The organism is Pseudoalteromonas haloplanktis ATCC 14393 (assembly GCF_000238355.1).
Classification (GTDB): Bacteria; Pseudomonadota; Gammaproteobacteria; order Enterobacterales; family Alteromonadaceae; genus Pseudoalteromonas; species Pseudoalteromonas haloplanktis.
In genome coordinates, this window is sequence record NZ_AHCA01000008.1 from 21,330 (window position 1) to 46,357 (window position 25,028).

At 41.0% G+C, this 25,028-nt stretch carries 17 protein-coding genes; 13 read left to right on the forward strand and 4 right to left on the reverse strand.

Going from position 1 to position 25,028, the window contains the following annotated elements; genetic code table 11:
- Positions 1 to 199 precede the first annotated feature (199 nt).
- From gltB to PHAL_RS0114845, 6 genes are all read left to right on the forward strand, one after another.
- Positions 200 to 4,657 (forward strand): glutamate synthase large subunit, encoded by a 4,458-nt coding sequence (gene gltB, locus PHAL_RS0114815; RefSeq protein ID WP_016709207.1) that lies wholly within the window; start codon positions 200 to 202, stop codon positions 4,655 to 4,657.
- A gap of 9 nt (positions 4,658 to 4,666) precedes the next feature.
- Positions 4,667 to 6,082 (forward strand): FAD-dependent oxidoreductase, encoded by a 1,416-nt coding sequence (locus PHAL_RS0114820; RefSeq protein ID WP_016709208.1) that lies wholly within the window; start codon positions 4,667 to 4,669, stop codon positions 6,080 to 6,082.
- A gap of 385 nt (positions 6,083 to 6,467) precedes the next feature.
- Positions 6,468 to 6,956: a hypothetical protein gene (locus PHAL_RS0114830; RefSeq protein ID WP_016709209.1), complete on the forward strand. Its 489-nt coding sequence runs from the start codon at positions 6,468 to 6,470 to the stop codon at positions 6,954 to 6,956.
- A 56-nt stretch (positions 6,957 to 7,012) separates the two neighbouring features.
- Positions 7,013 to 8,647 carry an ATP-binding protein gene (locus tag PHAL_RS0114835; protein ID WP_016709210.1) on the forward strand — a complete coding sequence of 545 codons (1,635 nt, stop codon included), beginning with the start codon at positions 7,013 to 7,015 and terminating at the stop codon, positions 8,645 to 8,647.
- A gap of 110 nt (positions 8,648 to 8,757) precedes the next feature.
- The gene (locus PHAL_RS0114840) at positions 8,758 to 8,955 is read left to right on the forward strand and encodes a hypothetical protein (protein ID WP_016709211.1); all 198 of its coding nucleotides are present in this window, start codon (positions 8,758 to 8,760) and stop codon (positions 8,953 to 8,955) included.
- Between the two features lie 12 nt (positions 8,956 to 8,967).
- Positions 8,968 to 9,651 (forward strand): response regulator, encoded by a 684-nt coding sequence (locus PHAL_RS0114845; protein WP_029216179.1) that lies wholly within the window; start codon positions 8,968 to 8,970, stop codon positions 9,649 to 9,651.
- Positions 9,652 to 9,702: 51 nt separating this feature from the next.
- Here PHAL_RS0114845 and PHAL_RS0114850 read toward each other — a convergent pair whose 3' ends face one another.
- From PHAL_RS0114850 to nirB, 4 genes are all read right to left on the reverse strand, one after another.
- Entirely contained in the window at positions 9,703 to 10,974 is a 1,272-nt protein-coding gene (locus PHAL_RS0114850; RefSeq protein WP_029216180.1) for a nitrate- and nitrite sensing domain-containing protein, read from the reverse strand.
- A gap of 283 nt (positions 10,975 to 11,257) precedes the next feature.
- Positions 11,258 to 12,121 (reverse strand): uroporphyrinogen-III C-methyltransferase, encoded by an 864-nt coding sequence (cobA, locus tag PHAL_RS0114855; RefSeq protein WP_016709214.1) that lies wholly within the window; start codon positions 12,119 to 12,121, stop codon positions 11,258 to 11,260.
- Between the two features lie 23 nt (positions 12,122 to 12,144).
- Positions 12,145 to 12,492 (reverse strand): nitrite reductase small subunit NirD, encoded by a 348-nt coding sequence (gene nirD, locus PHAL_RS0114860; protein WP_016709215.1) that lies wholly within the window; start codon positions 12,490 to 12,492, stop codon positions 12,145 to 12,147.
- Entirely contained in the window at positions 12,479 to 15,049 is a 2,571-nt protein-coding gene (gene nirB / locus PHAL_RS0114865; RefSeq protein WP_016709216.1) for a nitrite reductase large subunit NirB, read from the reverse strand. Before nirB ends, nirD begins: the two co-directional genes overlap by 14 nt.
- 594 nt (positions 15,050 to 15,643) lie before the next feature.
- Here nirB and PHAL_RS0114875 point away from each other — a divergent pair.
- The 7 genes from PHAL_RS0114875 (at position 15,644) to aldA (ending at position 24,967) form a co-directional block, all read left to right on the forward strand.
- The gene (locus tag PHAL_RS0114875) at positions 15,644 to 16,981 is read left to right on the forward strand and encodes an RICIN domain-containing protein (RefSeq protein WP_016709218.1); all 1,338 of its coding nucleotides are present in this window, start codon (positions 15,644 to 15,646) and stop codon (positions 16,979 to 16,981) included.
- 140 nt (positions 16,982 to 17,121) lie between these two features.
- Positions 17,122 to 19,443: a hypothetical protein gene (locus PHAL_RS0114880; protein WP_016709219.1), complete on the forward strand. Its 2,322-nt coding sequence runs from the start codon at positions 17,122 to 17,124 to the stop codon at positions 19,441 to 19,443.
- The gene (locus PHAL_RS0114885) at positions 19,433 to 20,419 is read left to right on the forward strand and encodes an SMP-30/gluconolactonase/LRE family protein (protein ID WP_016709220.1); all 987 of its coding nucleotides are present in this window, start codon (positions 19,433 to 19,435) and stop codon (positions 20,417 to 20,419) included. Before PHAL_RS0114880 ends, PHAL_RS0114885 begins: the two co-directional genes overlap by 11 nt.
- 176 nt (positions 20,420 to 20,595) lie before the next feature.
- Positions 20,596 to 21,705, forward strand: coding sequence for a mandelate racemase/muconate lactonizing enzyme family protein (locus tag PHAL_RS0114890; RefSeq protein ID WP_016709221.1), 1,110 nt, complete (start codon positions 20,596 to 20,598; stop codon positions 21,703 to 21,705).
- 10 nt (positions 21,706 to 21,715) lie between these two features.
- Complete coding sequence (locus PHAL_RS0114895) at positions 21,716 to 22,738, forward strand: zinc-dependent alcohol dehydrogenase (RefSeq protein WP_016709222.1); 1,023 nt, start codon at positions 21,716 to 21,718, stop codon at positions 22,736 to 22,738.
- Between the two features lie 11 nt (positions 22,739 to 22,749).
- Entirely contained in the window at positions 22,750 to 23,514 is a 765-nt protein-coding gene (locus tag PHAL_RS0114900; protein WP_016709223.1) for an SDR family oxidoreductase, read from the forward strand.
- A 4-nt stretch (positions 23,515 to 23,518) separates the two neighbouring features.
- On the forward strand, positions 23,519 to 24,967 hold the full coding sequence (gene aldA / locus PHAL_RS0114905) for an aldehyde dehydrogenase (RefSeq protein WP_016709224.1): 1,449 nt from the start codon (positions 23,519 to 23,521) through the stop codon (positions 24,965 to 24,967).
- Positions 24,968 to 25,028 lie beyond the last annotated feature (61 nt).

Here is a 25,028-nt window from a genome sequence, read left to right on the forward strand (position 1 = left end):
TAATGGCTGAATTACCGCTAATTGTTAAAAATTAAGATGAAATAAAAAGATTGTTTTGTAGTGAGAAATATTCAAGAATGTGAATATGTATTCAAAATGCTATTGACTCTATGTATAATTGGCGATAGTTTTGACTGTCTGCTAGCACACCGTCAAAAAGGTCATTCATAGCTAGCTGTTGTAGCAAGGGGAGGGGTCTATGTTATACGACTCAAAATTAGAAAAAGATAATTGTGGCTTTGGCTTAATTGCCCAAGTCAATGGTCAAGCAAGTCATCGCTTAATTCGTACAGCGATCACGGGCTTAGACCGTATGGAACACCGTGGTGGTATTTCTGCCGACGGTAAAACAGGCGATGGCTGTGGTTTATTATTACAAAAACCGGATAGCTTTTTTCGTGCAATCGCCAGCGAGAATAATTGGCACTTGGGTAAAAATTATGCCGTAGGTATGATTTTCTTAAATTCAGATCCAGTACTTGCGCAAACAGCAAAAGATATATTGAGTGAAGAACTCGAAAAAGAAACCCTCAATATTCAAGGTTGGCGTGTTGTACCTACAGATCCATCGTGCCTAGGACCTATTGCGAAAAAGCAATTGCCAGGTTTTGAGCAAATTTTTGTAAATGCACCTGAAGGCTGGCGTCCAAAAGATTTAGAACGTCGCTTGTATGTTGCGCGTCGTCGTGCTGAAAAACGTTTGAGCAGCGATGAAGGCTTTTACATTGCTAGCTTATCGGGTCTTGTGACTATCTACAAAGGCTTAATGATGCCTGTGGATCTGCCTAACTTCTACTTAGATTTAGCAGATATCCGCATGACTAGTGCAATATGTGTTTTCCACCAACGTTTCTCAACTAATACGCAACCACGTTGGCCTTTGGCTCAACCGTTCCGTTATTTAGCGCACAATGGTGAGATCAACACAATTCAAGGTAACCGTCAGTGGGCACGCGCGCGCTCTTATAAATTCGCATCGCCGCTTATTCCAGATTTACAATCTGCCGCGCCTTTTGTAAATGAAACCGGTTCGGATTCATCAAGTCTTGATAATATGCTTGAGCTATTTTTAGCCGGTGGCATGGATTTATTCCGCGCTATGCGTATGCTTGTGCCGCCTGCATGGCAGAAAAACCGTGCTATGGATGATGACCTGCGCGCGTTTTATGATTTTAACTCAATGCACATGGAGCCTTGGGATGGTCCAGCGGGCATTGTTATGTCAGATGGTCGCTTTGCAGCGTGTAACTTAGACCGTAATGGTTTACGTCCTGCGCGTTATGTGATCACTCAAGATGGTTTTATTACATTAGCATCAGAGGTGGGTATTTGGGATTACACCGCTGATGAAGTCGTTGAAAAAGGCCGTGTGGGTCCTGGTGAGTTATTAGTTATTGATACTCAACAAGGTAAAATTTGGCATTCAGATGAAATTGACCAAGATTTAAAATCACGCCATCCTTATAAAGCATGGCTTGAGGCCAATGTTAAACGTTTAACCCCATTTGAACAGTTATCAGAGCAAGATGCAGGCAACCGTTCATTTGATAATGAAACATTGCTTAAATACCAAAAAATGTTTGGTTACACTAATGAAGAGCTTGATAGCGTTATTCGTGTAATGGGTGAAATTGGCCAAGAAGCCACAGGCTCAATGGGTGATGATACGCCATTTGCAGTGCTTTCTGAGGGCAATCGCTCGTTGTTTGATTACTTCCGCCAAAAGTTTGCGCAAGTAACGAATCCACCAATCGACCCACTACGTGAAAACCATGTTATGTCATTAGCGACGTGTATTGGTAGTGAACAAAACGTATTTAATGAGACTACGGGCCACGCAAAACGCCTACAGTTTGATACGCCAATTTTAATGTATGCTGATATGCAACAGTTACTTAGTGCTGACCAAGCGCACTACAGCTACTGTAAAATTGATATCACGTACAGTAAAGAAGAAGGTTTGGCAGATGCGGTAACCCGTATTTGTGATGAAGCACAAGAAAAAGCCGCTGGTGGCTGTGTCATGCTGTTTCTAAGCGACCGTAACTTTAGCGAAGATAGATTACCAATTCCTGCTGCTATGGCGGTAGGTGCTGTACAAAAACGCCTTGTTGATAATAACTTACGTTGTGAATCAAACATCATTATTGAAACCGGTAGTGTGCGTGATGCGCATCAATTTGCCGTCTTAATTGGCTTCGGTGCAACAGCAATTTACCCATACTTAGCTTATGAATCACTGGTTGCAATGAGTGATTCAAAAGTGATTAACAAAAGCTATTGTGAAGTTACGCTTGCTTATCGTAATGCCATCAATAAAGGCTTGTACAAGATCATGTCAAAAATGGGTATTAGTACCGTGGCATCGTATCGTTGTTCAATGTTATTTGAGGCGGTTGGTTTATCTGATGCGATTGTTGATACCTGCTTTAATGGTGTTGCAAGCCGTATTAAAGGCGCATGCTTTACCGATTTTGATGACGACCAGCGTAAGCTACATACCTTGGCTTTTAGTAAGCGTAAATTACTGAGCCATGGCGGGTTATTAAAATATGTTCACGGTGGTGAATATCACGCGTATAACCCTGATGTTATTCAAACACTGCAAAAAGCAGTTCGCTCAGGTGAATACAGTGATTACAGTGTATATGCTGATTTGGTTAATAAACGCCCAATCGCTACATTGCGTGACATGTTAGCACTGAAACTGCCCGCGGAAGGTATCAGCATTGATGACGTTGAACCTGCAACTGAGCTATATAAGCGTTTTGACTCTGCAGCAATGAGTATTGGTGCATTATCACCAGAGGCGCACGAAGCACTAGCAATTGCGATGAACCGTTTAGGCGGTTGCTCAAACTCCGGTGAGGGTGGTGAAGATAAACTACGCTATGGTACTGAGAAAAACTCGCGTATCAAGCAAGTTGCGTCGGGTCGATTCGGTGTAACTCCGCATTACCTTCGTAGTGCAGACGTAATTCAAATCAAAGTAGCGCAAGGTGCAAAACCGGGAGAAGGCGGCCAATTACCGGGTGAAAAAGTCACGCCGTATATTGCCAAGCTGCGTTATTCGGTACCGGGTGTAACCTTGATTTCACCACCACCGCATCACGATATTTATTCGATTGAAGATTTAGCTCAGCTAATTTTCGATTTAAAACAAGTTAATCCTAAAGCGTTGATCTCAGTGAAACTGGTTTCAGAGCCTGGTGTAGGTACAATCGCAACCGGTGTTGCTAAAGCCTATGCCGATCTAATTACGATTTCAGGCTATGACGGTGGTACAGGTGCAAGCCCATTAACCTCTGTTAAATACGCAGGTAGTCCGTGGGAACTTGGCCTTGCTGAAACACAGCAAGCACTGGTTGAAAACGGCTTACGCCATCGTATTCGCTTGCAAACAGACGGTGGTTTAAAAACCGGTCTCGATATCATAAAAGCGGCGATTTTAGGTGCTGAAAGCTTTGGTTTTGGTACCGGACCTATGGTGGCACTTGGCTGTAAATATCTACGTATCTGTCATTTAAATAACTGTGCAACCGGTGTTGCAACACAAGACGATACATTACGTCAGAAGCACTATCATGGTCTTCCTGAGATGGCGATGAACTACTTTAAGTTCATCGCTCAAGAAGCACGTGAGATCATGGCAAGCTTAGGTGTAGCTCGATTAACCGACTTAATTGGTCGTCTTGATTTACTTGAAGCCATTGAAGGCAAAACGGCTAAGCAGCAAAAAATTGACTTATCGTCAGTGATTGCTCAGCCAAATAATCCAACGGGTGAAACCTTGTATTGCAGCGCGCCAAATTCGTCGCATTACTTAGGTAAGTTAAACGAAACGTTATTAGCTAAAGCACAGCAAGCAATTGATGAAAGTAGTGGTATCTCACTGGTGAGCCGTATTTGTAATACCGACCGCTCAGTGGGCGCAATGCTCTCTGGCTATATTGCTGATAAGCATGGTAACCAAGGCATGGCCGCAGATCCTGTATCAATTGAACTACATGGTACAGCAGGGCAATCATTCGGAGTATGGAATGCTGGTGGTCTTGAAATGACCCTTGTTGGTGATGCGAACGATTACGTTGGTAAAGGCATGGCTGGTGGCAAGTTGGTGATCCGCCCACCATTGGGTTCATCATTTAAGAGCCATAAAGCAACCATCGCAGGTAATACTTGTTTATATGGTGCAACTGGCGGCAAATTATTTGCTGCAGGTTGTGCGGGTGAGCGCTTTGCTGTTCGTAACTCAGGCGTACAAGCAGTTGTTGAAGGTGTTGGTGATAATGGCTGTGAATACATGACTGGCGGCGTAGTGTGTGTGCTGGGTAATGTCGGTGTGAACTTTGGTGCAGGTATGACTGGTGGTTTTGCCTACATTTTGGATGAGCGCAATGATTTTGAAAAACGCATTAATCCAGAGTTAGTTGAAGTGGTGTTATTAGATGAGTTAGCGTCACACCAAGAGCACCTACGTGGGCTTATTGCTGAGCACTTAGAACTTACAGGTTCAAGCCGTGCAGAAAGCATTTTAGCTAAGTTTGAAAGCTATTTACCAAAATTCAAATTAGTTAAGCCAAAATCAAGTGATGTAAAAAGTTTACTCGGGCATCGCGCTCGCAGTAGTGCTGAACTTCGTGTTCAAGCACAGTAAGGGGGTAGTATGAGCGAGAATGTATATCAATTTATAGACGTGCAGCGGGTTGATCCCCGCAAAAAGCCGATTTCAGCACGTAAAAAGTCATTTGTTGAAATTTACGAACCCTTTTCAGAGAATCAAGTAAACTCGCAAGCGGATCGTTGTCTTGATTGTGGTAACCCATATTGTGAATGGAAATGCCCAGTACATAACTATATTCCACAGTGGTTAAAGTTGATTCGTACTGGCCGTATCCTTGAAGCGGCGGAGTTATCACATAGAACGAACAGCTTGCCTGAAGTGTGTGGCCGTGTCTGTCCGCAAGACCGTTTATGTGAAGGTTCATGTACATTAGACGAAGAGTTTGGTGCAGTAACGATTGGTAATATTGAAAAATACATCACCGATACAGCATTTAAAATGGGCTGGAAGCCTGATATGTCTTATGTGGTATGGACAGACAAAAAAGTCGCCATTATTGGTGCAGGGCCTGCAGGCCTAGGTTGTGCTGATATTTTGGTACGCAATGGTGTAAAACCTGTGGTATTTGACCGTCACCCGGAAATTGGTGGTCTATTAACCTTTGGTATTCCATCATTCAAACTTGAAAAAGAAGTAATGCAAAAACGTCGTGAAATTTTCACTGAAATGGGTGTTGAGTTTAAACTTAATACTGAAGTGGGTGTTGATATTACGATGGATGAAATATTGGCAGAATACGACGCAGTATTTTTGGGAGTGGGGACTTATCAAAGTATGCGTGCGGGCCTTGAAAACGAAGATGCACCAGGTGTTCATGATGCATTACCGTTTTTAATCGGTAACACAAACCGCGTAATGGGCTATGACGAGTCAAATCAAGCTTATATTGATATGGCAAACCAAAAGGTAGTTGTACTCGGTGGTGGTGATACCGCGATGGACTGCGTCCGGACCTCAATTCGTCAAGGTGCCACTAAAGTAACTTGTGCGTATCGTCGTGATGAAGAAAACATGCCAGGCTCTAAACGTGAAGTTAAAAACGCCAAAGAAGAAGGTGTTGAATTTACCTTTAACGTGCAGCCAACCGGTATCGTATTAAATGATGCTGGCCATGTTGCGGGCGTAAAAATGGTTAAAACCCAAATGGGTGAGCCAGATGAAAACGGCCGTAGTCGTGCTGAGATAGTTGCGGGCTCTGAGCATATCATTGAAGCCGACCAAGTACTTATGGCATTTGGTTTCAAACCACACAAAATGGACTGGTTAGAAAAATATGATGTAGAGATTAACCACTGGGGCGGAATTAACGCACCAGAGCAAGGTGAGTTTACACATCAAACAACCAACCCTAAAATCTTTGCTGGCGGTGATATTGTGCGTGGCTCTGATCTAGTGGTAACCGCAATCTTTGAAGGGCGTAACGCCGCGGAAGGGATCATGGACTACTTAAAAGTCTAATTCTTTCATGTTTATAAATGTAAAAAGCAAGCCAATTGGCTTGCTTTTTTTATGGCTTCAGTAATAGCTTTATACCAATCGTGTTAAGTTACTGACCATTTATAGCGACAGATAAATGGAGTGATAACAAGGCATAAATTTTGATATGTAGTTGTACTACTTGAAAAATTTATAACGCAGTTAGCGCTTTATTTAGCCCGCTAGAATGGTTAAATATTTAAGTCGATTGGTATTAATCCCTTATTAATCATGAAATAATGTCAGCTACTTTTATCTGTTTAATATAATCAATAAGTGTAAAATTAAGAATAATAAATGGCTGGATATAGTGTAAAAGCATTGTATTTTGCATTAATTCGCATCACTTAAAATTAGAATAAAAATAATGCAGCATCTATTAATCGTCTTCTTATTGGTAATACTCTCACTTTCTTTTCACTCTTGGGCGGATCCTTTAGGCACTGCAGCGTTTGAGCGTTTTGTGCAAGGGATAGAGCAACAACAAAAGAAAACAGATACAGTAACTCAGGGGAAAGCGCTTTTAGCAGAATCATTGACTGAAGAACAGCGTGCATATGTACTACACAAAGTTGCTCTAGCGAATAATAAATTAGGACAATTTGATGAAGTCGAGCGTGATTTAGACAAATTAGAAGCGCTATTGAAAAGCTATGATAGTAACGAGTATCGTGGCAAGTTGTATATTACGAGAGGCGATTTAGCGATTAATTTAGGGCAGTTTAATTCTGCTCAGAATCACTTTAAAAACGCGATTGCGATGTTTGAGTTAACAAAAGACTACCGTATGCTCAGCCACACCCTCCGTTTTACTCATTTTCACTTAAAGCGAACGGTCAATTTAGCGAGGCACTGATCGCTGTTGAAAAAGCCAAAGAAGCCGCAAAGCTGGCTGAAAATACGCCAGTTACAATGGCCGCTTTTAATGCTGAAGCAGGTATTTATAATGATTTAAAACTACCAGAAAAAGCACTAAAACTGCAGTTAGAATTATTAGCTTATGTTACTACACAAGCTGAAAACCCAAATACTTGGTATGCGCAGTTACATTATAGTATTGGTGATAGCTATGCGACGTTAAAAGAGCACGAAAAAAGTTTAGATGCGTATAAAAAAGCCTATCAGTATGATCTAGAAAATCAAATGTTTAACTACGCGGGTTATGATTTAGTTCAGATCAGCCGTCAACTTATGGCACTCAAGCGCTATGACGAAGCGCCAAGTTATTTACAACACGCTTTGGATTTATTTACAGAACTGGATAGCCCGAGAAATATAGCTTGGGTAAAAGGTAATCAAGCTGAACTCCAATTACTTAAACATCAGTATGCAACAGCGATTAACTTATTCAAAAGTGTCATGGCTAGCTTGGATGCTGTGGAAGATAAAGCGTTACATCAAGAGTTTTCACTTTTATATGCAAAGGCTTTACTTGGTACACAGGAGCAGCAGCGAGCGGTTAAAGTTTTAGAGGGCATATCGACAAACGAATCCACTTTTGAAGTACAAATGATGAAGCTCAACTTATTATCTCAAGCATATAGTGAGCTCAATAAGTTTGCTGATGCTTTTGCCATGAAGCAGCAGTCCTATACTATGCTAGAAGAGCAACTCGAACAGGATGCTAAGTCCAAAGCTTTAGGTTATGCAGCTCAAACGCAATATCAAACTACTCAAATTGAGCTCGCTGAGATTAAAAATCAACACAAGATCAACGAGATTAAAAATCAACAATATCTACTCATAATAGGTACTATCGCATTAATAATGTTGATTGGGTTGGTGGTTACTTACATTCTTTATCAACAGAAAAAGAAAATGAGCGAAAAAGAAGCACAAGTGCTCAATAATTCGATACAACTTAAGGAACAATTATTGGCAGATGTGTCGCATGAATTACGCACACCGTTAACTGTTTTAAAATTAAATATAGAGTCATTAGAGCATAATTTAGTTGAAAACCCAGATACGACTTACAAGATTTTACATCAAAGATTAGACCGCTTGAATCAGCTCATTACCGATATTTATGAACTTGCGCAATCAGACAGTGGTAGCTTTGTATTACACACAAAAAAATACAATGCGTATGAGCTGGTAAGTCACTTTGCTGATGATATTGCAACGCTAGTCACAGCTGCGGGGCTAGAGTTTAGTCAACACGTTAGTATTGATAAAACAATTACTATTGAGCTTGACAGTGATAGATTAAATCAAGTTATTCATAATCTGGCGCGTAATACAGTGAATTATACAGATACCCCAGGTAAGGTGATGTTTACTTCGCAAATAGAAAGTGGCTATTTAAAGTTATGTTTAAGTGACTCAAGCCCTGGTGTTTCTGAAGCGGACTTCGTTAATATTTTTGAGCGATTATACCGTTGCGATAAATCAAGGAGTCGTGATTTAGGTGGTTCAGGACTGGGCTTGGCCATTAGCCACAAAATAGTGTCTTTACACGGTGGGCAAATTAATGCGCAAGCCAGTGAATTTGGTGGGCTTGCAATTACAATATTACTGCCAGTTGAAAAGAGCAAATTACTGTAAATGATAGTGATTATCCATATTTCCTCCATATTGTTGAGCTTTAATAGCACCATTAAAGCCCAGTACCAAATGGTATTTGGTGTAAATATAAAATGGATAAGGCACACACTATGTCTTTTACACAAGCTATCTCACCACAACTCAGTTTTATAGAGCTGATAAGCCCATGTGATCATGATTTGCTTTCAGAGATCTCCAGCAGTGACGATATACCAGAGATTTTGGCTATGTTATTACTCGACGAAACATTATCATCTACTTTGAAGTTCTCAATAAAAAAACAGTTAAAAATGTTACAACAAAAATAAATGGGCTTTTACATGCAACACGTTTTGATAGTCGAAGATGATGCCGATATCGCACATCAAGTAATATTATTTTTTAAAGCGTCTGGGTTTAAAACAACTCACATTATGGATGGCGCTTCTGTTGTAGCTTGGGTTAAGTTAAATACACCAGACACTATCATTATGGATGTTATGTTGCCAAACCAAGATGGGGTCGAGTGCTTAAAACAAATTAGACAGTTTTCGATGGTGCCTATTATTATGGTAACAGCTAAAGTTGCAGAAGCCGATCGTCTGAGGGGACTGGAACTAGGGGCGGATGATTATGTTTGTAAGCCCTTTAGTGGCGCTGAGTTAGTAATGCGTGTGAAAGCGATTTTGCGCCGTTGTAGTGCGCATGAATCGCCAGTACATATGGAAGAACTCATCGAAGTAAATACAGATAACTTGACAGTGAGAATTAAAGGGCAACAGTTAATTCTCACTAAAGTTGAATTTGATCTCTTCTCACTTTTGTATCATGCACCGAATCGTATTTTTTCTAGACAACATATTCTGGAGCACTTACAGCCAAGTAATTTTGATATTGCAGATCGCGTAATTGATAGCCATATAAAAAATATTCGTAAAAAAATAAAACATTTAAACTTCTCTCCTAAGATAGTCGGCTCTGTATATGGAGCTGGCTATCGTTTTGATAAGCAGCAAATAGGCTAAGCGAAAATACCTGAACTATATGTGACCAATCGCTAATTGTATTGTCTTTGGCTAATCCACTAGCGTAATTATTTGCTCTGCAACTTGATGTAAACTGACATGGTTATCCATAGCTTGTTTTTGTAATTTTTTATGTGCTTGGGCCTCGGTCAATTTTAATTGTTCAATAAGTATGAATTTAGCTTGGTTAATAGTTTTTTGCTCATTGATAACTTTTCTGGCTTCGCTAAGTGCATTATTTATTTGTTTTATATGCTGACTTTGTTCGGCAATTAAATCGTACATGGTTTTATTTGCTGCGAGTTTCTGTGCTGCTACATTGGTATTTGCAAAGCCATTTAACTCAGCTGATAAAAGTGTAGCTGTGGTGAGCACACTGAAATCGGGACTGTCCTTAGTAAGAATAGCTAGCGTGCCTTGATGGGTATCTAAACTTTGCTTCGCTTCAACTATCCGCTCTTTTGCTGCCGATATTAAACGCTTAGAAATTTGTTGTTCTATTTGATGCATAATATCAATTCTGGCGGTTGCTATGTCAAACCAGACTTCACTAAGCTGTGACAATTCTTGATTCTTGCTTGGATCTAACTGGTGCAGCATAGTGCGTAGTTTTTCTATTTCTTGGCTTGACTCATCCTGTAGTAGAAGCTTGTAGCTTAGAGCAAGTTGCTCATCCGCATATTGACGAAAAAAGTCAAAGCTAGTTTGTTGGTTTTGTTGAAAATGACTTAATAGTGCTTTTTGTTCAGCATCAAACTTATTACTGGCAAACGCCATTGCCCCATAAGCACGTTCTTGGCCGGCATACTCTTTACCTTGTATAAAGTTAAAATAAGCAACTAAGATGCGGGTGATCACCGGATCACTGGCGCCATCAGCGGTTTCTAAAAAGACATTTAATAAGCTGGTGATTATTTGCGTAAAAGACTGTGTTGACTGGCTAGCACTGAGCGCTTGTTTGGCCACTTTGTCACGTAAGGAATGCAGTGTGTCCAGCGATTGCAGGCTGATAGTTATTAAATTATATAGGCGGCTATTACCTACGCCGGGTTTGGTACATAAATAAGTTTGCGCGAGTGATTCAAATAAAGCGTGTTGTAAAATATCGGAGTGTTTTATTTGTTGTTGTAGTTGTTGTGCAAAGAGCGTTCTGTTTGAGGCGAGATAAATATTACTCATTGCTCGCTCTTTTTGTAGCTGATGGACAAATTGACCGAGCTTTATTAGGTTGTAACAACTTTTTTGTAACTGTTCTAGCGCGTGGATCTCTTCGTATTTAGCGGCTAATAGAAATTTTTTAGTGAGCGAATTATTGTGAGCCATAAATAGTTTTTTTGTGTTGTTATTTATGCTGACAGTTGCAACCTTCATTCCAGTTAAAAACAAACCCGAAATTTACCAAAGTTTAAATTAAAACTGTTTAATAACATGCTCTTATAGTTTTGTTGCAAGGGGTTGAATGATGCTAAATTGAGCCGCTAGACTAAAATGATGTATTTTGGTGCAAAGAATGCACTGCAACGATGCTTACAGAAAGTGCGCTTGCTCAGTATTTTACTCCCGTAGGTTGAGAGCAAGCGCGCGTATGATTAGTGTTTATTGGTTGTTAAACTCCATAGGCTGTAACATTAAGTAACTCAGGGCTAATTGGCATAGTGTGATCAATTACCTCACCGATAATAATTAGTGTAGGGCCGTGGATCGCTTCTGAAGAGGGGATCTTATAGGCTTTATCCAATGTTGAAGTATTCACTCGTTGCTCTAAGGTGGTTGCTTGTTCAATCAGTGCAATAGGGGTGTCTTTTGGCCAACCAACAGCAATAAGCCCAGAGACTAACTGCTCTAATCTATTTAATCCCATATATACGACTAATGTGGAATTATCGCCATTGGGTATATAACGGTATTTTTGCCAGTTAGGTTGCTTTTTAGGGTCGCTAAATTGGGCCGTCATAAAGGTAATACTGGCCGCAACATTACGCTTAGTTAGTGGAATTCCGGTATAAGCAGAGGTTGCACATGCGGTAGTGACACCCGGTATAATCGCAAACTTGATTGCAGCCTGTTGCAGTGCGTCAGCTTCTTCACAGCTACGTGCAAAAATACTCGGATCGCCCCCTTTTAAGCGCACTACGGTTAAGCCTTGTTGCGCATATTTAACGAGTTGTTGGCAAATTTGCGGCTGTGTCATTGAGTGTTTACCAGCACGTTTACCAACAAATACGCGTTTACAGCTGGCAGGCAGTGAGGTGATCAGTTCATCGGCTACCAACCAATCATATAAGACGACATCGGCAGTTTCTAAGATTCGCTGTGCCTTGACGGTAATAAGCTCAGGATCGCCAGGGCCGGCGCCAATTAAGTACACGTGTCCCGTTTTACCTTTACGACTTTGGCTTGCAGTATTGCGGGTAAAAATGTTATCAAGCCAGTTATTTTCTATGCTTGAAAAGTATGAAAATACACTCATAATTATCTCACTTTTTAACAGGCTTAACTGGCTGCCAACACCGGTTGACAGCTAATAAATACTTGATCCTGCTCTACTTTAGTTTGATAGACAGGTACCCGAATTGTTTCTGCTTCTAAGCATTGACCGGTTTTTAGGCAAAAATGCTGTTTATACAATGGCGAAGCGACTACTAAGTTCTTTTGTAGTGAGCCAACAATTCCCCTCGCTAACACATTTGCTTTGCCGATGGGGTCAAAGTTACTAATAGCAAAAACTGATTGCTCATCATCAGGAATATAAAATACGGCAACTTGTTGATTATTAACTTGTGCGCAGATACCACTATTTAATACTAAATCATTTAATGTACCAATATTATACCAAGACATCTTCTTGCTCCTGTGTAATTTCTGTTACTGCGATTGGGCGTTGCTGCGTATATTTAAGTGTGCTTTTCTCAGCTTCAGTCGCGGGGCGGATCTGATTGCGTTCTTGAACAAACACAATATTTTCATCGGCATCCGGGCTATTGACGAATTGACGGAAACGCTTAACTGCATTTGGATCTTCAATGGTACGTAGCCACTCACATGCATAGGTGTCAGTGATATACGCCATTTGTTGCTCAAGTTCAGCACAAATACCTAAGCTGTCTTCAATTACAACTTGGCGTAGGTAATCTAATCCGCCGTCGAGGTTTTCAAGCCATACAGACGTACGTTGTAGCTTGTCTGCAGTATTAACGTAAAACATTAAAATACGGTCGATATAGGCAATCAAAGTGGGTGTGTCTAAATCGGTCGCAAATAAGTCTGCGTGGCGTGGACGCATACCGCCATTACCACATACATAAAGGTTCCAACCATTTTCGGTGGCAATAATACCAATATCTTTGCTTTGCGCTTCAGCACATTCACGGGTACAGCCTGATACGGCCATTTTTATTTTATGTGGCGAGCGTAGACCTTTATAGCGATCTTCAATTGCAATGGCTTGGCCAACACTGTCTTGCACACCATAGCGACACCAAGTGCTACCGACACAGGATTTTACAGTACGCAATGATTTACCGTAAGCGTGGCCGGTTTCAAACCCTGCGGCTATCAGTTTTTCCCAAATTACTGGCAATTGTTCAAGACGCGCACCAAATAAATCAATACGTTGTCCACCCGTCACTTTACAATATAAGTTAAACTCTTTAGCAACTTCACCAAGTACTATCAGCTTATCAGCCGTTACTTCACCGCCAGCGATTCGTGGCACAACGGAATAAGAACCATCTTTTTGCATATTAGCTAAATAAGTATCGTTGGTATCTTGTAAGCCAACATGCTGCTCCTCTAAGATATAGTCATTCCATGTTGATGCTAAAATTGACCCCACAGCAGGCTTACAGATCTCACAACCATGGCCTTCACCATGGCGTTTAAGCAACTCAGCAAATGTTTTTATTTTCTCTACTTTTACAAGGTGTAATAGCTCTTGACGAGAATAAGCAAAGTGTTCGCACAGATGGTTATTTACTTCAACACCACGCTCTGCAAGTTCGGCATCCACAACCGATTTAAGTAGTGCGGTACAGCCACCACAACCAGTGCTTGCTTTAGTACAAGTTTTTACTGCGCTAAGTTCGTTTGCGCCATTATCGATGGCGGTGATGATGTCACTTTTACAGACATTGTGACATGAACAGATCGTTGCGGAATCGGGTAACGCACTGCTTGAGAGTGTTGGGGCACCTGCGCTATCTGGTAAAATAAGGCACTCTGGGTGTTCAGGCAGCGTCATATCATTGAGCATGTACTGTAATAACGTGTCATAATCGCTGGTGTCACCTACTAACACTGCGCCTAGTAACTTATCACCAGCTTCGTTGAGGACTATTTTTTTATAGCAATCACGAATTGGATCCTGATATATCAATTCTTTCGCATTAGCGGTTATACCATGGGCATCACCAATTGAGCCTACTTCAACACCCAACAATTTAAGCTTAGTGCTCATATCGGCGCCGTTAAATTGAAGGTCGCCACCTGACAGCTGACTTGCTGCAACTCGTGCCATATTGTAGCCAGGGGCGACTAAACCAAATAATTTCTTATCCCATAGCGCACATTCACCAATCGCAAAAATATCTTTATCTGATGTTTGACATGCATTATTAATTACGATCCCGCCGCGCTCACCTAAAGTAAGTCCAGCTTTATTACCTAGGTTATCGTATGGGCGAATACCTGCAGAGAACAGCACTAAATCGGTTTCTAAGTGGCTGCCATCTGCAAAATTTAAGCGGTAACGACATTGCTCACCAGCTACAATTTCACTGGTAGCTTTACCTGTGTGTACACTAACACCGAGTTCTGCAATTTTATTTCTTAGTAATTTACCGCCTTGTTGGTCAAGTTGTACCGCCATTAATTGCGGTGCAAACTCAACTACATGCGTATCTAAGCCTAATTGTTTTAACGCATTTGCAGCTTCTAATCCAAGTAAACCGCCACCAATCACCACACCTACTTTGCTATCATTAGCACAGGCTTTGATTTTTTCTAAGTCTTCAAGGGTGCGGTATACTAAACAGTGAGATTGGTCATTACCTTTAATGGGCGGCACAAAAGGGTATGAGCCAGTTGCCAAAACTAATTTATCATAATCGAAGTGTGTGCCATCAGCTGTTACGAGCTGCTTTTGCGTCACATCAATGTGTTCTACCCACTGGCTAGTATGGACAGTAATATTAAGATTTTGGTAGTTTTCATGGGTTGTTAACGCTAAATCGGCGGCTGTTTTACCATTAAAAACACTGGATAAATAGACCCGATCGTAGGCAAGGTTAGCTTCACCACATAATACCGTGATCTGCGCATGTTCATCGCAACTACGCATTTGCTCAACAAAATGGTGCCCCACCATGCCATTGCCAATAACGAGAATTTTCTGTGGCATTTGTCTTTTCCTTCAAGCTGACGGTTTAAATTTTGGCAATAAAAAAAGCCCGACACAGTAAACCTTTCGATTAGTGTGCGCGGGCTTCGTTGCCATTACTGCAAAAGCAGTTTTATTGTTATGTGTCTAACTAAGCAATATTATTGCCATATTTATAACTTAATGTTTTTTATAAATTTTGTGTTTTTTCTTTATCAGCTGATCACTGAAACGTTTATTGCTGGTGCAAGCTGGGCACTGAAAGGGTGCAGTTGCGCTAAATAATGGCCCTGCCAGCAACGTAATAACTGACGTGGCTATTAATAGATTCAATCTTTATGTTTTAACCAGTTATGTAAATACAGCTGCAAGAGCTCATTCTTACAGGTGTTCAAAAGGTTGTATTAAATGCAACAACAAGTCTTGTGCGATTACCTGTATTACTATGGCGTTAACTTATTTACACTGCACACTGTTAAAGCATGAGTACCAAAAATTGATTAATGTTAATGGTTTTTTGTTAACAAAATGTTTATTTTGTTTTTTATTTGTACTAGTCTGTATTGGTCACATTGTGTGACCAAAATGACAACATCTAACTTTTAAGAGGCAAAAATGAAAAATAACCTTTTGTTGATCGGCTGTGTTTTAACATCTACAAATTTAATGGCCAACGATTGGGATGCAATTCCATTACCAGTCGCGCCTGACAATGGTAAAGTTTGGCAGCTACAGGAAGAATACTCAGATTCTTTTAATTACACAGGGAAGCCGGCGGCATTTACCAGTAAATGGAACGATACCTACTTTAATAGCTGGACAGGTCCAGGCTTGACCTATTGGCAACGTGATGAGTCTTGGGTTTCTGATGGTAATTTAATTATTAGTGCTTCACGTCGTGCAGGTACTGATCAAGTCAATGCAGGGGTGATCACTTCAAAAACTAAAGTCACTTTCCCAATATTTTTAGAAGCCAGTATTAAGGTGAGTAACCTAGAGTTATCTTCAAATTTTTGGTTGCTAAGCGATAATGATGAACGCGAAATTGATGTACTAGAAGTATACGGTGGTGCGCGTGATGAATGGTTTGCTAGAAATATGTCGACGAACTTCCATGTTTTTATTCGCGATCAACAAACAAATCAAATAATCAGTGATTATAATGACCAAACCCATAATACGCCAAGCTGGGGAACATACTGGCGAGAAGGCTTTCATCGCTTTGGTGTGTATTGGAAAAGTCCAACAGATGTCACATTTTATATTGATGGCCAGCAAACGCCAGATGGTTCTTGGGCACAAGTAGTCATGAAAGACAAAGACTACACTGGGGCTACGTTAAATAAGAACACACATAATATGGATCAATCTGCTTATATTATTATTGATACTGAAGATCATGATTGGCGCTCAGAAGCGGGTAATATTGCAACTGATGCAGACCTAGCCGATGACAGTAAAAATAAAATGTACGTTGATTGGGTGCGCGTGTATAAACCCGTTAATGCAGCAAATACAAGCACTGTTACTAGTGGCGCGCAAATTAAAGCAAAACACAGTCAAAAGTGTATCGATATTAAAAACGGTGCAATGAATAACGGCAGTACTTATCAGCAATGGAATTGTAATTCTAATAACGAGAACCAAGCATTTGAGCTCGTTGAACTCGCAAATAACGAATATGCTATCAGTTCACAATTAACTGGCTTGTGTATGCAAATTGCAAATTCAAGTACCTCAAATGGCGCTGGGGTTGAACAGTGGGTGTGTGATCACACAAAAGCCAATCAACGTTTTACACTGAACAATACAGGAGATGGCTACTTTGAGCTTAGATCAAGCTTAAGTAATAAATGTATTGATATAGCAGGTAAATTACAAACCAATGGCGCGTCAGTTGTGCAGTGGCAGTGTTATAACGGCGATAATCAACGTTTTCAGCTGATTGAGTAAAAAGCAGCATATATTTTTTACAAATATAAAATTGTTAACAATTAATTGTTATTGATTTTGTGTTGTGTAATTATTCTACATAGTACCTAACCGCTTTTATTGCAAAAGCGGTTCTTTCATAATAAAAGAATAGGCTTGCTATGAAAAAAACACACAACAATGTTTATATCTCATCAGTACTACTGCTAGGCACTATGTTGTCAGGTTGTACTAATAATCAACTCGAAGAAAACACGCCCGCAGTCGACACAACAAAAAAAGAGCACATGCTGTGGGATTTCGAAAAACCTGAATACCAGTCTTTTTTACAGCATCACAATGCCACGACTAAGCTAATTGAACAGCAAGGTAATCATAAGTTACAGGTTATATTTGCAGCCAAAACTCATCACGAAAGCGATATTGAATTTGTAAATAGCTCAACGTGGAATTGGCAAGCGTTAGGCAACTTTGCTTTTGCACTTGATATAGAAAACCCTGATAAGGCGTCTACCCAGTTATATATAAAAACAGTGGATGATAATGGTAGAGCACAAAGTCGCAGTGTAGTGGTGCCAGCTGAATCAAATAATACTTATTATATTGAGTTAAAAGGGGCCGATTTAAATACAGAGTCGGGTATACGCTCCAACCCGCCTAGTTGGCATAGTAGTTATACCCCGGTATTGTACCGAGGGGGTGAAAAGAACATTGATGTTAGTAAAGTAACCAAGGTGACGTTTGGCACAAAAGGTTTGTTAGCGGATAAGCAATTACTAATCGATAATGTAAGACTAATAAAGCCAACCAACTTTGACACCGAATACCTAGTAGGCTTGGTGGATGAGTTTGGCCAAAATGCCAAGCGTGATTTTAGCAACAAGGTTTCATCCACAGAGCAATTACTTGCAATCTCAGCGCAAGAGCAAAGACAACTGAAAAAGTCACCTGTTGAGGGGCGCTCAACGTTTAGTGGTTGGCAAGCGGGACCAAAACTTAAAGCAACCGGCTACTTCAGAACCGAAAAGTACCAAGGCAAATGGAGTTTAGTTGACCCGCAAGGTTATTTATTTTTTTCAACTGGTATTGCCAATGTACGCTTAGCGAATACCACCACAATTACAGGTTACGACTTTGACCAAAAGTACATTAAGCAAAGGGCGGCGGGTGATCTGACTCCTGAGGATTCAATCGGCTTAAATACGGCACCAAAAGCTGCGTGGCCATCACGTTATATCAGCTCAGAGCTGCGCGCTAACATGTTTAATTGGTTGCCTGACAGTGATGATCCTCTTGCCGACAATTATGGCTATCGCCGTGAAGTGCATAGTGGCGCAGTTAAAAAAGGTGAAACATTTAGTTTTTATCGAGCAAACTTACAACGCAAATACCAAACACGTGATGAGCAAACATTAATGAAAAAATGGCGCGATACCACGACTGATCGTATGTTGTCGTGGGGGTTCACCTCTTTTGGTAATTGGCTTGATGATGATTACTATCAGCAAAACCGACTCCCTTACTTTGCCAATGCATGGATCATCGGTGATTTTAAAACAGTAAGTAGTGGTAATGATTACTGGAGTCCGCTACCTGATCCATTTGATCCTGTTTTTATTAAACGCGCGGATATCACCTTAGCAACCGTGGCAGCGCAAGTGAACAATAGTCCATGGTGTGTTGGTGTTTTTATTGATAATGAAAAAAGCTGGGGCATGATGGGCTCAGTTAATTCGCAATATGGGTTAGTGATCAACACATTATCTGTAGATGCAACACAAAGCCCTACTAAAGCTGAATTCGTAAAACTGATGAAAGATAAGTACCAAGATATAGCTGCTTTGAATGCTAGCTGGAACAGCAATATTGCATCGTGGCATGAGTTTTCTAGTGGCATTACAGTCAAAAATATCAACAAGCAAGTCGAAGCTGATTTTTCCACTATGCTATTTCATTATGCTAACCAATATTTTGCCGTGGTAGAGCAAGCAACAGCAAAACACTTACCAAACCATCTCTATATGGGAGCTCGTTTTGCTGACTGGGGCATGACGCCAGAAATTCGTAACGCAGCAGCTGCTCATGCTGATGTGGTTAGCTATAACTACTACCGAGAAGGGCTCAATGATGATTTTTGGCACTTTTTAGCAGACATTGATAAGCCAAGCATTATTGGTGAATTTCATAATGGAGCGTTAGATTCTGGGCTATTAAACCCAGGGCTTATTCACGCCGAGTCGCAACACGACCGCGGTGTTAAATACCAACAATATATGTATAGCGTGATCGATAATCCATATTTTGTCGGGGCGCATTGGTTTCAATATATAGATTCGCCATTAACAGGGCGTGCCTATGATGGCGAAAATTATAACGTTGGCTTTGTTAATGTGGCAGATATTCCTTACATGCCCCTTGTTGATGCTGCTAAAGAAGTTAATCAGCAACTTTATCAACGCAGGTATACAAATAATGCTAACTAGTTATATTCAGGCTTGGGTAGTGCTTACAGCTGTGCTTATTAGCACCGCTGTAGATGCAGAGCCAGTGATAAAACAAGGCCCGTATGAAATCTACGATAACAGGGCGTTGCAGGTTTTAAATTTAGATGCACCAATCGAAACACTGGCTACCGGCTTTGAGTGGCTTGAAGGGCCCGTATGGGTTGAAGACGGCGAGTATTTGTTGTTTTCAGATATTCCCAGCCACCGAGTCTATCGCTATCAGCCTGAGCAAGGTGTGCACCTTTATTTAGCCGATAGCGGTTACTCAAATGGCCTAGTCCTGAATAACCACAATGAGTTGGTGTTATTACAATCACGCTCACGAAAAATTGTCACTATGGCATCGTCGGTTAATGATCCTAAAACAAACTATCGCGAATTAGTGAGTCGTTATCAAGGGCAACAGCTCAACAGCCCAAACGATGGTATTTTTAATCAGCAAGGTACTCTATTTTTTAGTGATCCCCCTTATGGACTGGCTAAACAGCTTGATGATCCCGCTAAAGAGCTAAGTTTCCAAGGGGTATATTCATTGAATGCAAAAGGCCAACTTAATGTGCTTGATAAGCAATTAATTTACCCAAATGGAGTTGCGTTGTCTGGGGATGAAAAAACACTGTATGTGGCGGCATCAAATCCTGATAAACCCGCTTGGTATCGATATCAATTAAACCAAGATGGCACTGTTAAGAATAAAGCGTTATTTTATCAATTGCCGGCAGTGGCAGATAACAGCCATGGTCTACCGGATGGATTAAAAATTCATCCCAGTGGGATTATATTTGCAACAGGGCCTGGAGGGCTTTGGTTGTTTGATGAAAACGCTCAGCTATTAGCCAAAGTATCATTGCCTACCATCAGCGCAAACTTAGCATTTAATGCCCAACAAAACCGTGTGTATATAACTGCTCATACACATTTATTGTCATTTTCTTTAAACACTGGTCTTCAATAATCGTTTAGATCACTAGCAAGTTAAGCGGTTGCAGCTTAACTTGCTAGGCCACTCTTAGCTGCACGTCTGCGGCTAAGTTATTTTCATTTTATTAACTATATTACCTTTACAATAAATTTATGTTGTTGTAGATTGTTAACAATAGACAGTATCTTGTAAACTAAACTGGTGGCTAGATGAGAGATTCATTGCGAGCAATAAAAAATATAAAAGTAGAGTATTACCAAATTCCTCTCGCTGAGGTGTTAAGTGATGCTAAACACGGTGATCATACTCATTTTGAAGTTATCGCAGTGCGTATAATGACCAAAGACGGTTACGAAGGTATGGGTTACACCTATACCGGCGGTAAAGGTGGCCGCGCTATTTATTCGTTATTAAATGACGAAATTAAACCTGGTTTGATCGGGGCTGATTCATCAGCAATTATGTCAATTTGGGATAAGCTACAGTGGGACCTACATTACGTAGGCCGCGGTGGTTTATTAAGCTTTGCAATCTCTGCAGTAGATATTGCTTTGTGGGATATCAAATGTAAGCGCTTATCAGCACCACTTTGGCAAGTTGCTGGTGGACACAGAGATAAAACAGCGTGTTACGCCGGTGGTATTGATCTTAACTTTGATCAGCAAAAGCTCCTTAAGAATATTCAAGGTTACTTAGACCGTGGTTTTAATGCGGTAAAAATTAAAGTAGGCAAACAAGATTATAAAGAAGATGTGGCACGAGTGGCCGCCGTTCGTGAGCTAATTGGTGCAGATAAAACGTTAATGGTTGATGCTAATTACTCGATGAATGTAGAACATGCAATCCGTTTTGCAAAAGCCATTGAGCAGTTTGATATAACCTGGTTTGAAGAGCCAACAATTCCAGATGATTACAAAGGGTTTGCACGGATTGCGCAAGCGACCTCAATTCCTTTAGCTATGGGTGAAAACCTACATACGTTATATGAATTTGGTTATGCGATTGATCAAGCAAAACTTGGCTTTTTACAACCTGATGCCTCAAATATCGGCGGTATAACAGGGTGGTTACATGTTGCTAGTTTAGCGTATACCCACAACTTGCCGATTTGTAGCCACGGTATGCATGAATTACATGTATCGCTATTGGCTTCACAACCTCATGCGGGATTCTTAGAAGTACACTCATTCCCGATAGATGAATACACCACGCGACCATTACAACTTGATAACGGCGAAGCCTGTGCACCAGATTTAATTGGTACCGGTGTCGAGTTTGACGCGCAATTAGTTAAGCCTCATTTAGTTAAGCAATCATAAGGTATTTACCATGCAAGCAGCAGAATATATTGGCAATAAATCATTTCGCATCGTCGAAGGAAAACAAGTAAAGCCACAAGCAGATGAAGTACGTTTAGATGTTGGTTTTGTTGGTATTTGTGGTACCGACATGCATATTTATCATGGCGTAATGGATCAGCGCGTTAACCCTCCGCATACCATAGGTCATGAAATTTCAGGTGTGGTTGCAGAGCTTGGTAGCAATGTGACTAACTTAAAAGTGGGTGATCGTGTCGTTGTACGCCCACTTGATTACTGTGGTGATTGTCCTGCATGTAATGCCGGTCATAGCCATGTATGTCATAACCTGAAATTTATGGGCATTGATTCAGTTGGCGCGTTTCAAAATTCATGGACAGTAAAAGCGCGTACTATTCATAAACTACCTGACAACGTAACACTTGAGCAAGGCGCATTAATTGAGCCTTTATCTGTTGCCTGTCATGATATTTCGCGTTCACGCTTAAAAGCCGGTGAAAAAGCAGTAGTGATCGGTGGCGGTCCAATTGGTCAACTCGTGGCCTTGGTTGCTAAAAGCGTCGGTGCTGACGTGTTGATCTCTGAAGTAAATAACGAGCGTCGTAAGTTTTCTGCGCGTTTTGATATTGAAACCATCAACCCACTAGAGCAAGACTTGCAAGAGTATGTGTCTAAATGGAGTGATGGCAAAGGCGCTGATGTTGTTTTTGAAGTATCGGGTGTGCAACCTGCCGTTGAAGCTATGACCCAAATTGCAGCAGTACGTGGCCGCATTTGTATGGTTGCTATCCATTCTCAAAAGCCGCCAGTTGATTTGTTCCAATTCTTTTGGCGTGAACTAGAACTTGTTGGCGCACGTGTTTATGAAGATGCGGATTTTGAAATGGCGATTGATTTAGTTGCTAGCGGCAAAATTGATTTAGAACCATTTATTACTTCGGTCAGTGAACTTGCTGATATTAGCTCAGCGTTTGCTAGCATGGACAATAACCCTACGGGTATGAAAGCCCTTGTTTCTTGCCAAATTAAGTAATGGAAAATAACATGTTAGATAAATTTAGTCTTAAAGGTAAAACAGCATTAGTCACAGGTTGTAGCCGTGGTATTGGTAAAGCAATGGCACTGGCATTGGCTGAAGCCGGCGCTGATGTAATTGGCGTATCAGCGAGTTTAGCAAAATCAGGATCAGATGTTGAAACGCAAGTGCTTGCTCGTGGACAAATGTTTTATGCTTACCAATGTGATTTTTCTAATCGTGAGAGCTTATATGCTTTTATAAATGATGTGAAAAAAGATCACCCTAAAATTGATATTCTAGTCAATAACGCAGGCTCAATTTTACGTGATCCGGCGATAGAGCACAGTGATGAGTATTGGGACAAAATCATTGAGATTAACTTAAATTCACAATTTATTCTAAGCCGTGAATTAGGTAAAGAAATGGTGGCTCGTGGGCAAGGTAAAATTATCTTTACTGCGTCATTATTAACCTTTCAGGGCGGGATCACCGTACCTGGTTATGCAGCAAGTAAAGGGGCGATTGGTCAATTAACCAAAGCACTTGCTAACGAGTGGGCCAGTAAAGGTGTTAATGTGAATGCCATTGCACCAGGGTATATTGCCACTGATAATACCGAAGCATTAAGAAATGACCCTGAGCGTGCAAAATCGATTCTAGATCGTATACCACAAGGTCGTTGGGGAACACCTGATGACTTTAAAGGGCCAACCGTATTTTTAGCATCAGATGCCTCAAACTACATGAACGGTAGTGTTCTATTAGTTGATGGCGGCTGGATGGGACGATAAAACCATGACAATAAAAAACAACGTAAACTTTATAAATGGTGAGTATATTAGCTCATCAAATAGCGACACCATCAGCGTGCTCTCACCCAGTACCGGCGAGCAAGTGGGTGTCATTCCTAAAGGCAGTGTTGAAGACGCACAACTTGCGCTTGAAACGGCCACGGTAGCACAAACTCAGTGGGCACAAAAAACACCGCGTGAACGCGCTACAATTTTACGCCGTTTTGCCCAAGGTATTCGTGATAATAACGAGCGCCTTGCTGAGCTATTAGTCCAAGAGCAAGGCAAGTTAATTGATGTTGCGCGTATGGAAGCCAATGTTACAGCCACATTTATTGAATATGCCTGTGATAATGCGTTGACGATCAAAGGGGATATCATTCCTTCTGATCACGAAAACGAAAAAATCTACATTCATAAAGTGCCCCGTGGTGTGGTTGTAGCAATCACAGCATGGAACTTTCCGTTGGCATTAGCGGGGCGTAAAATTGGTCCTGCGCTTATTACCGGTAACTCAATAGTCATTAAGCCAACTCAAGAAACACCATTAGCTACGATGGAATTGGGCGAAATTGCTAATCAAGCAGGTATTCCGCCAGGTGTGATCAACATTGTTAATGGGACAGGCTCAGTCGTTGGCCAACACTTATGTGAGAGCCCGCTGACAAAGCTAATCACCATGACCGGTAGTACCCGTGCAGGGCAAATTATTCATCAAGCAAGCGGTAAAAACTTAACCCCAGTGATGCTTGAACTTGGCGGTAAAGCACCGTTTATTGTGATGGAAGATGCTGATCTTGATAAAGCCGTTGCTGACGCTGTGATAGCGCGTTTTGCTAACTGTGGTCAAGTATGTACCTGTGCCGAGCGCTTATATGTGCACAGCGATGTCTACGATAGCTTTATAGAAAAATTCATTCCAAAAGTGCAAGCCCTTAAAGTAGGTGATCCAATGGACCCAAGTTCAGATATGGGGCCTAAGGTCAATCAAAGTGAAATTAATAATATTCACTCAATTGTTGAAAAAGGCATTGCACAAGGCGCTAAGCTTGTAACTGGTGGTAAAGTTGCCACAGTAGCAGGGTTTGAAGGCGGCAATTGGTATGAGCCAACGGTACTGGTTGATGTTGAGCAAGACAACATTTTAGTGCACGAAGAAACTTTTGGGCCGGTATTACCAATCATCAAAATCAACAGCATTGATGAAGCCATTGCTTATACCAACGACAGTGAATATGGACTCTCAGCGTACTTATACACTAAATCTATGGAATACATTCATCGCTCAATTGCAGAAATGGAAGTGGGTGAAGTGTATGTTAACCGTGGTTTAGGTGAACAACATCAAGGTTTCCACAATGGCTGGAAGCTAAGCGGTATGGGCGGTGAAGATGGCCAATACGGTTTAGAACAATATCTTGAGAAGAAAACCGTTTATTTAAATGAGCAGTAATTAGGCGGGGTGGATTCTCTCACATTTGCCCACCTAAAGCCGATGCAAACGCATCGGCTTT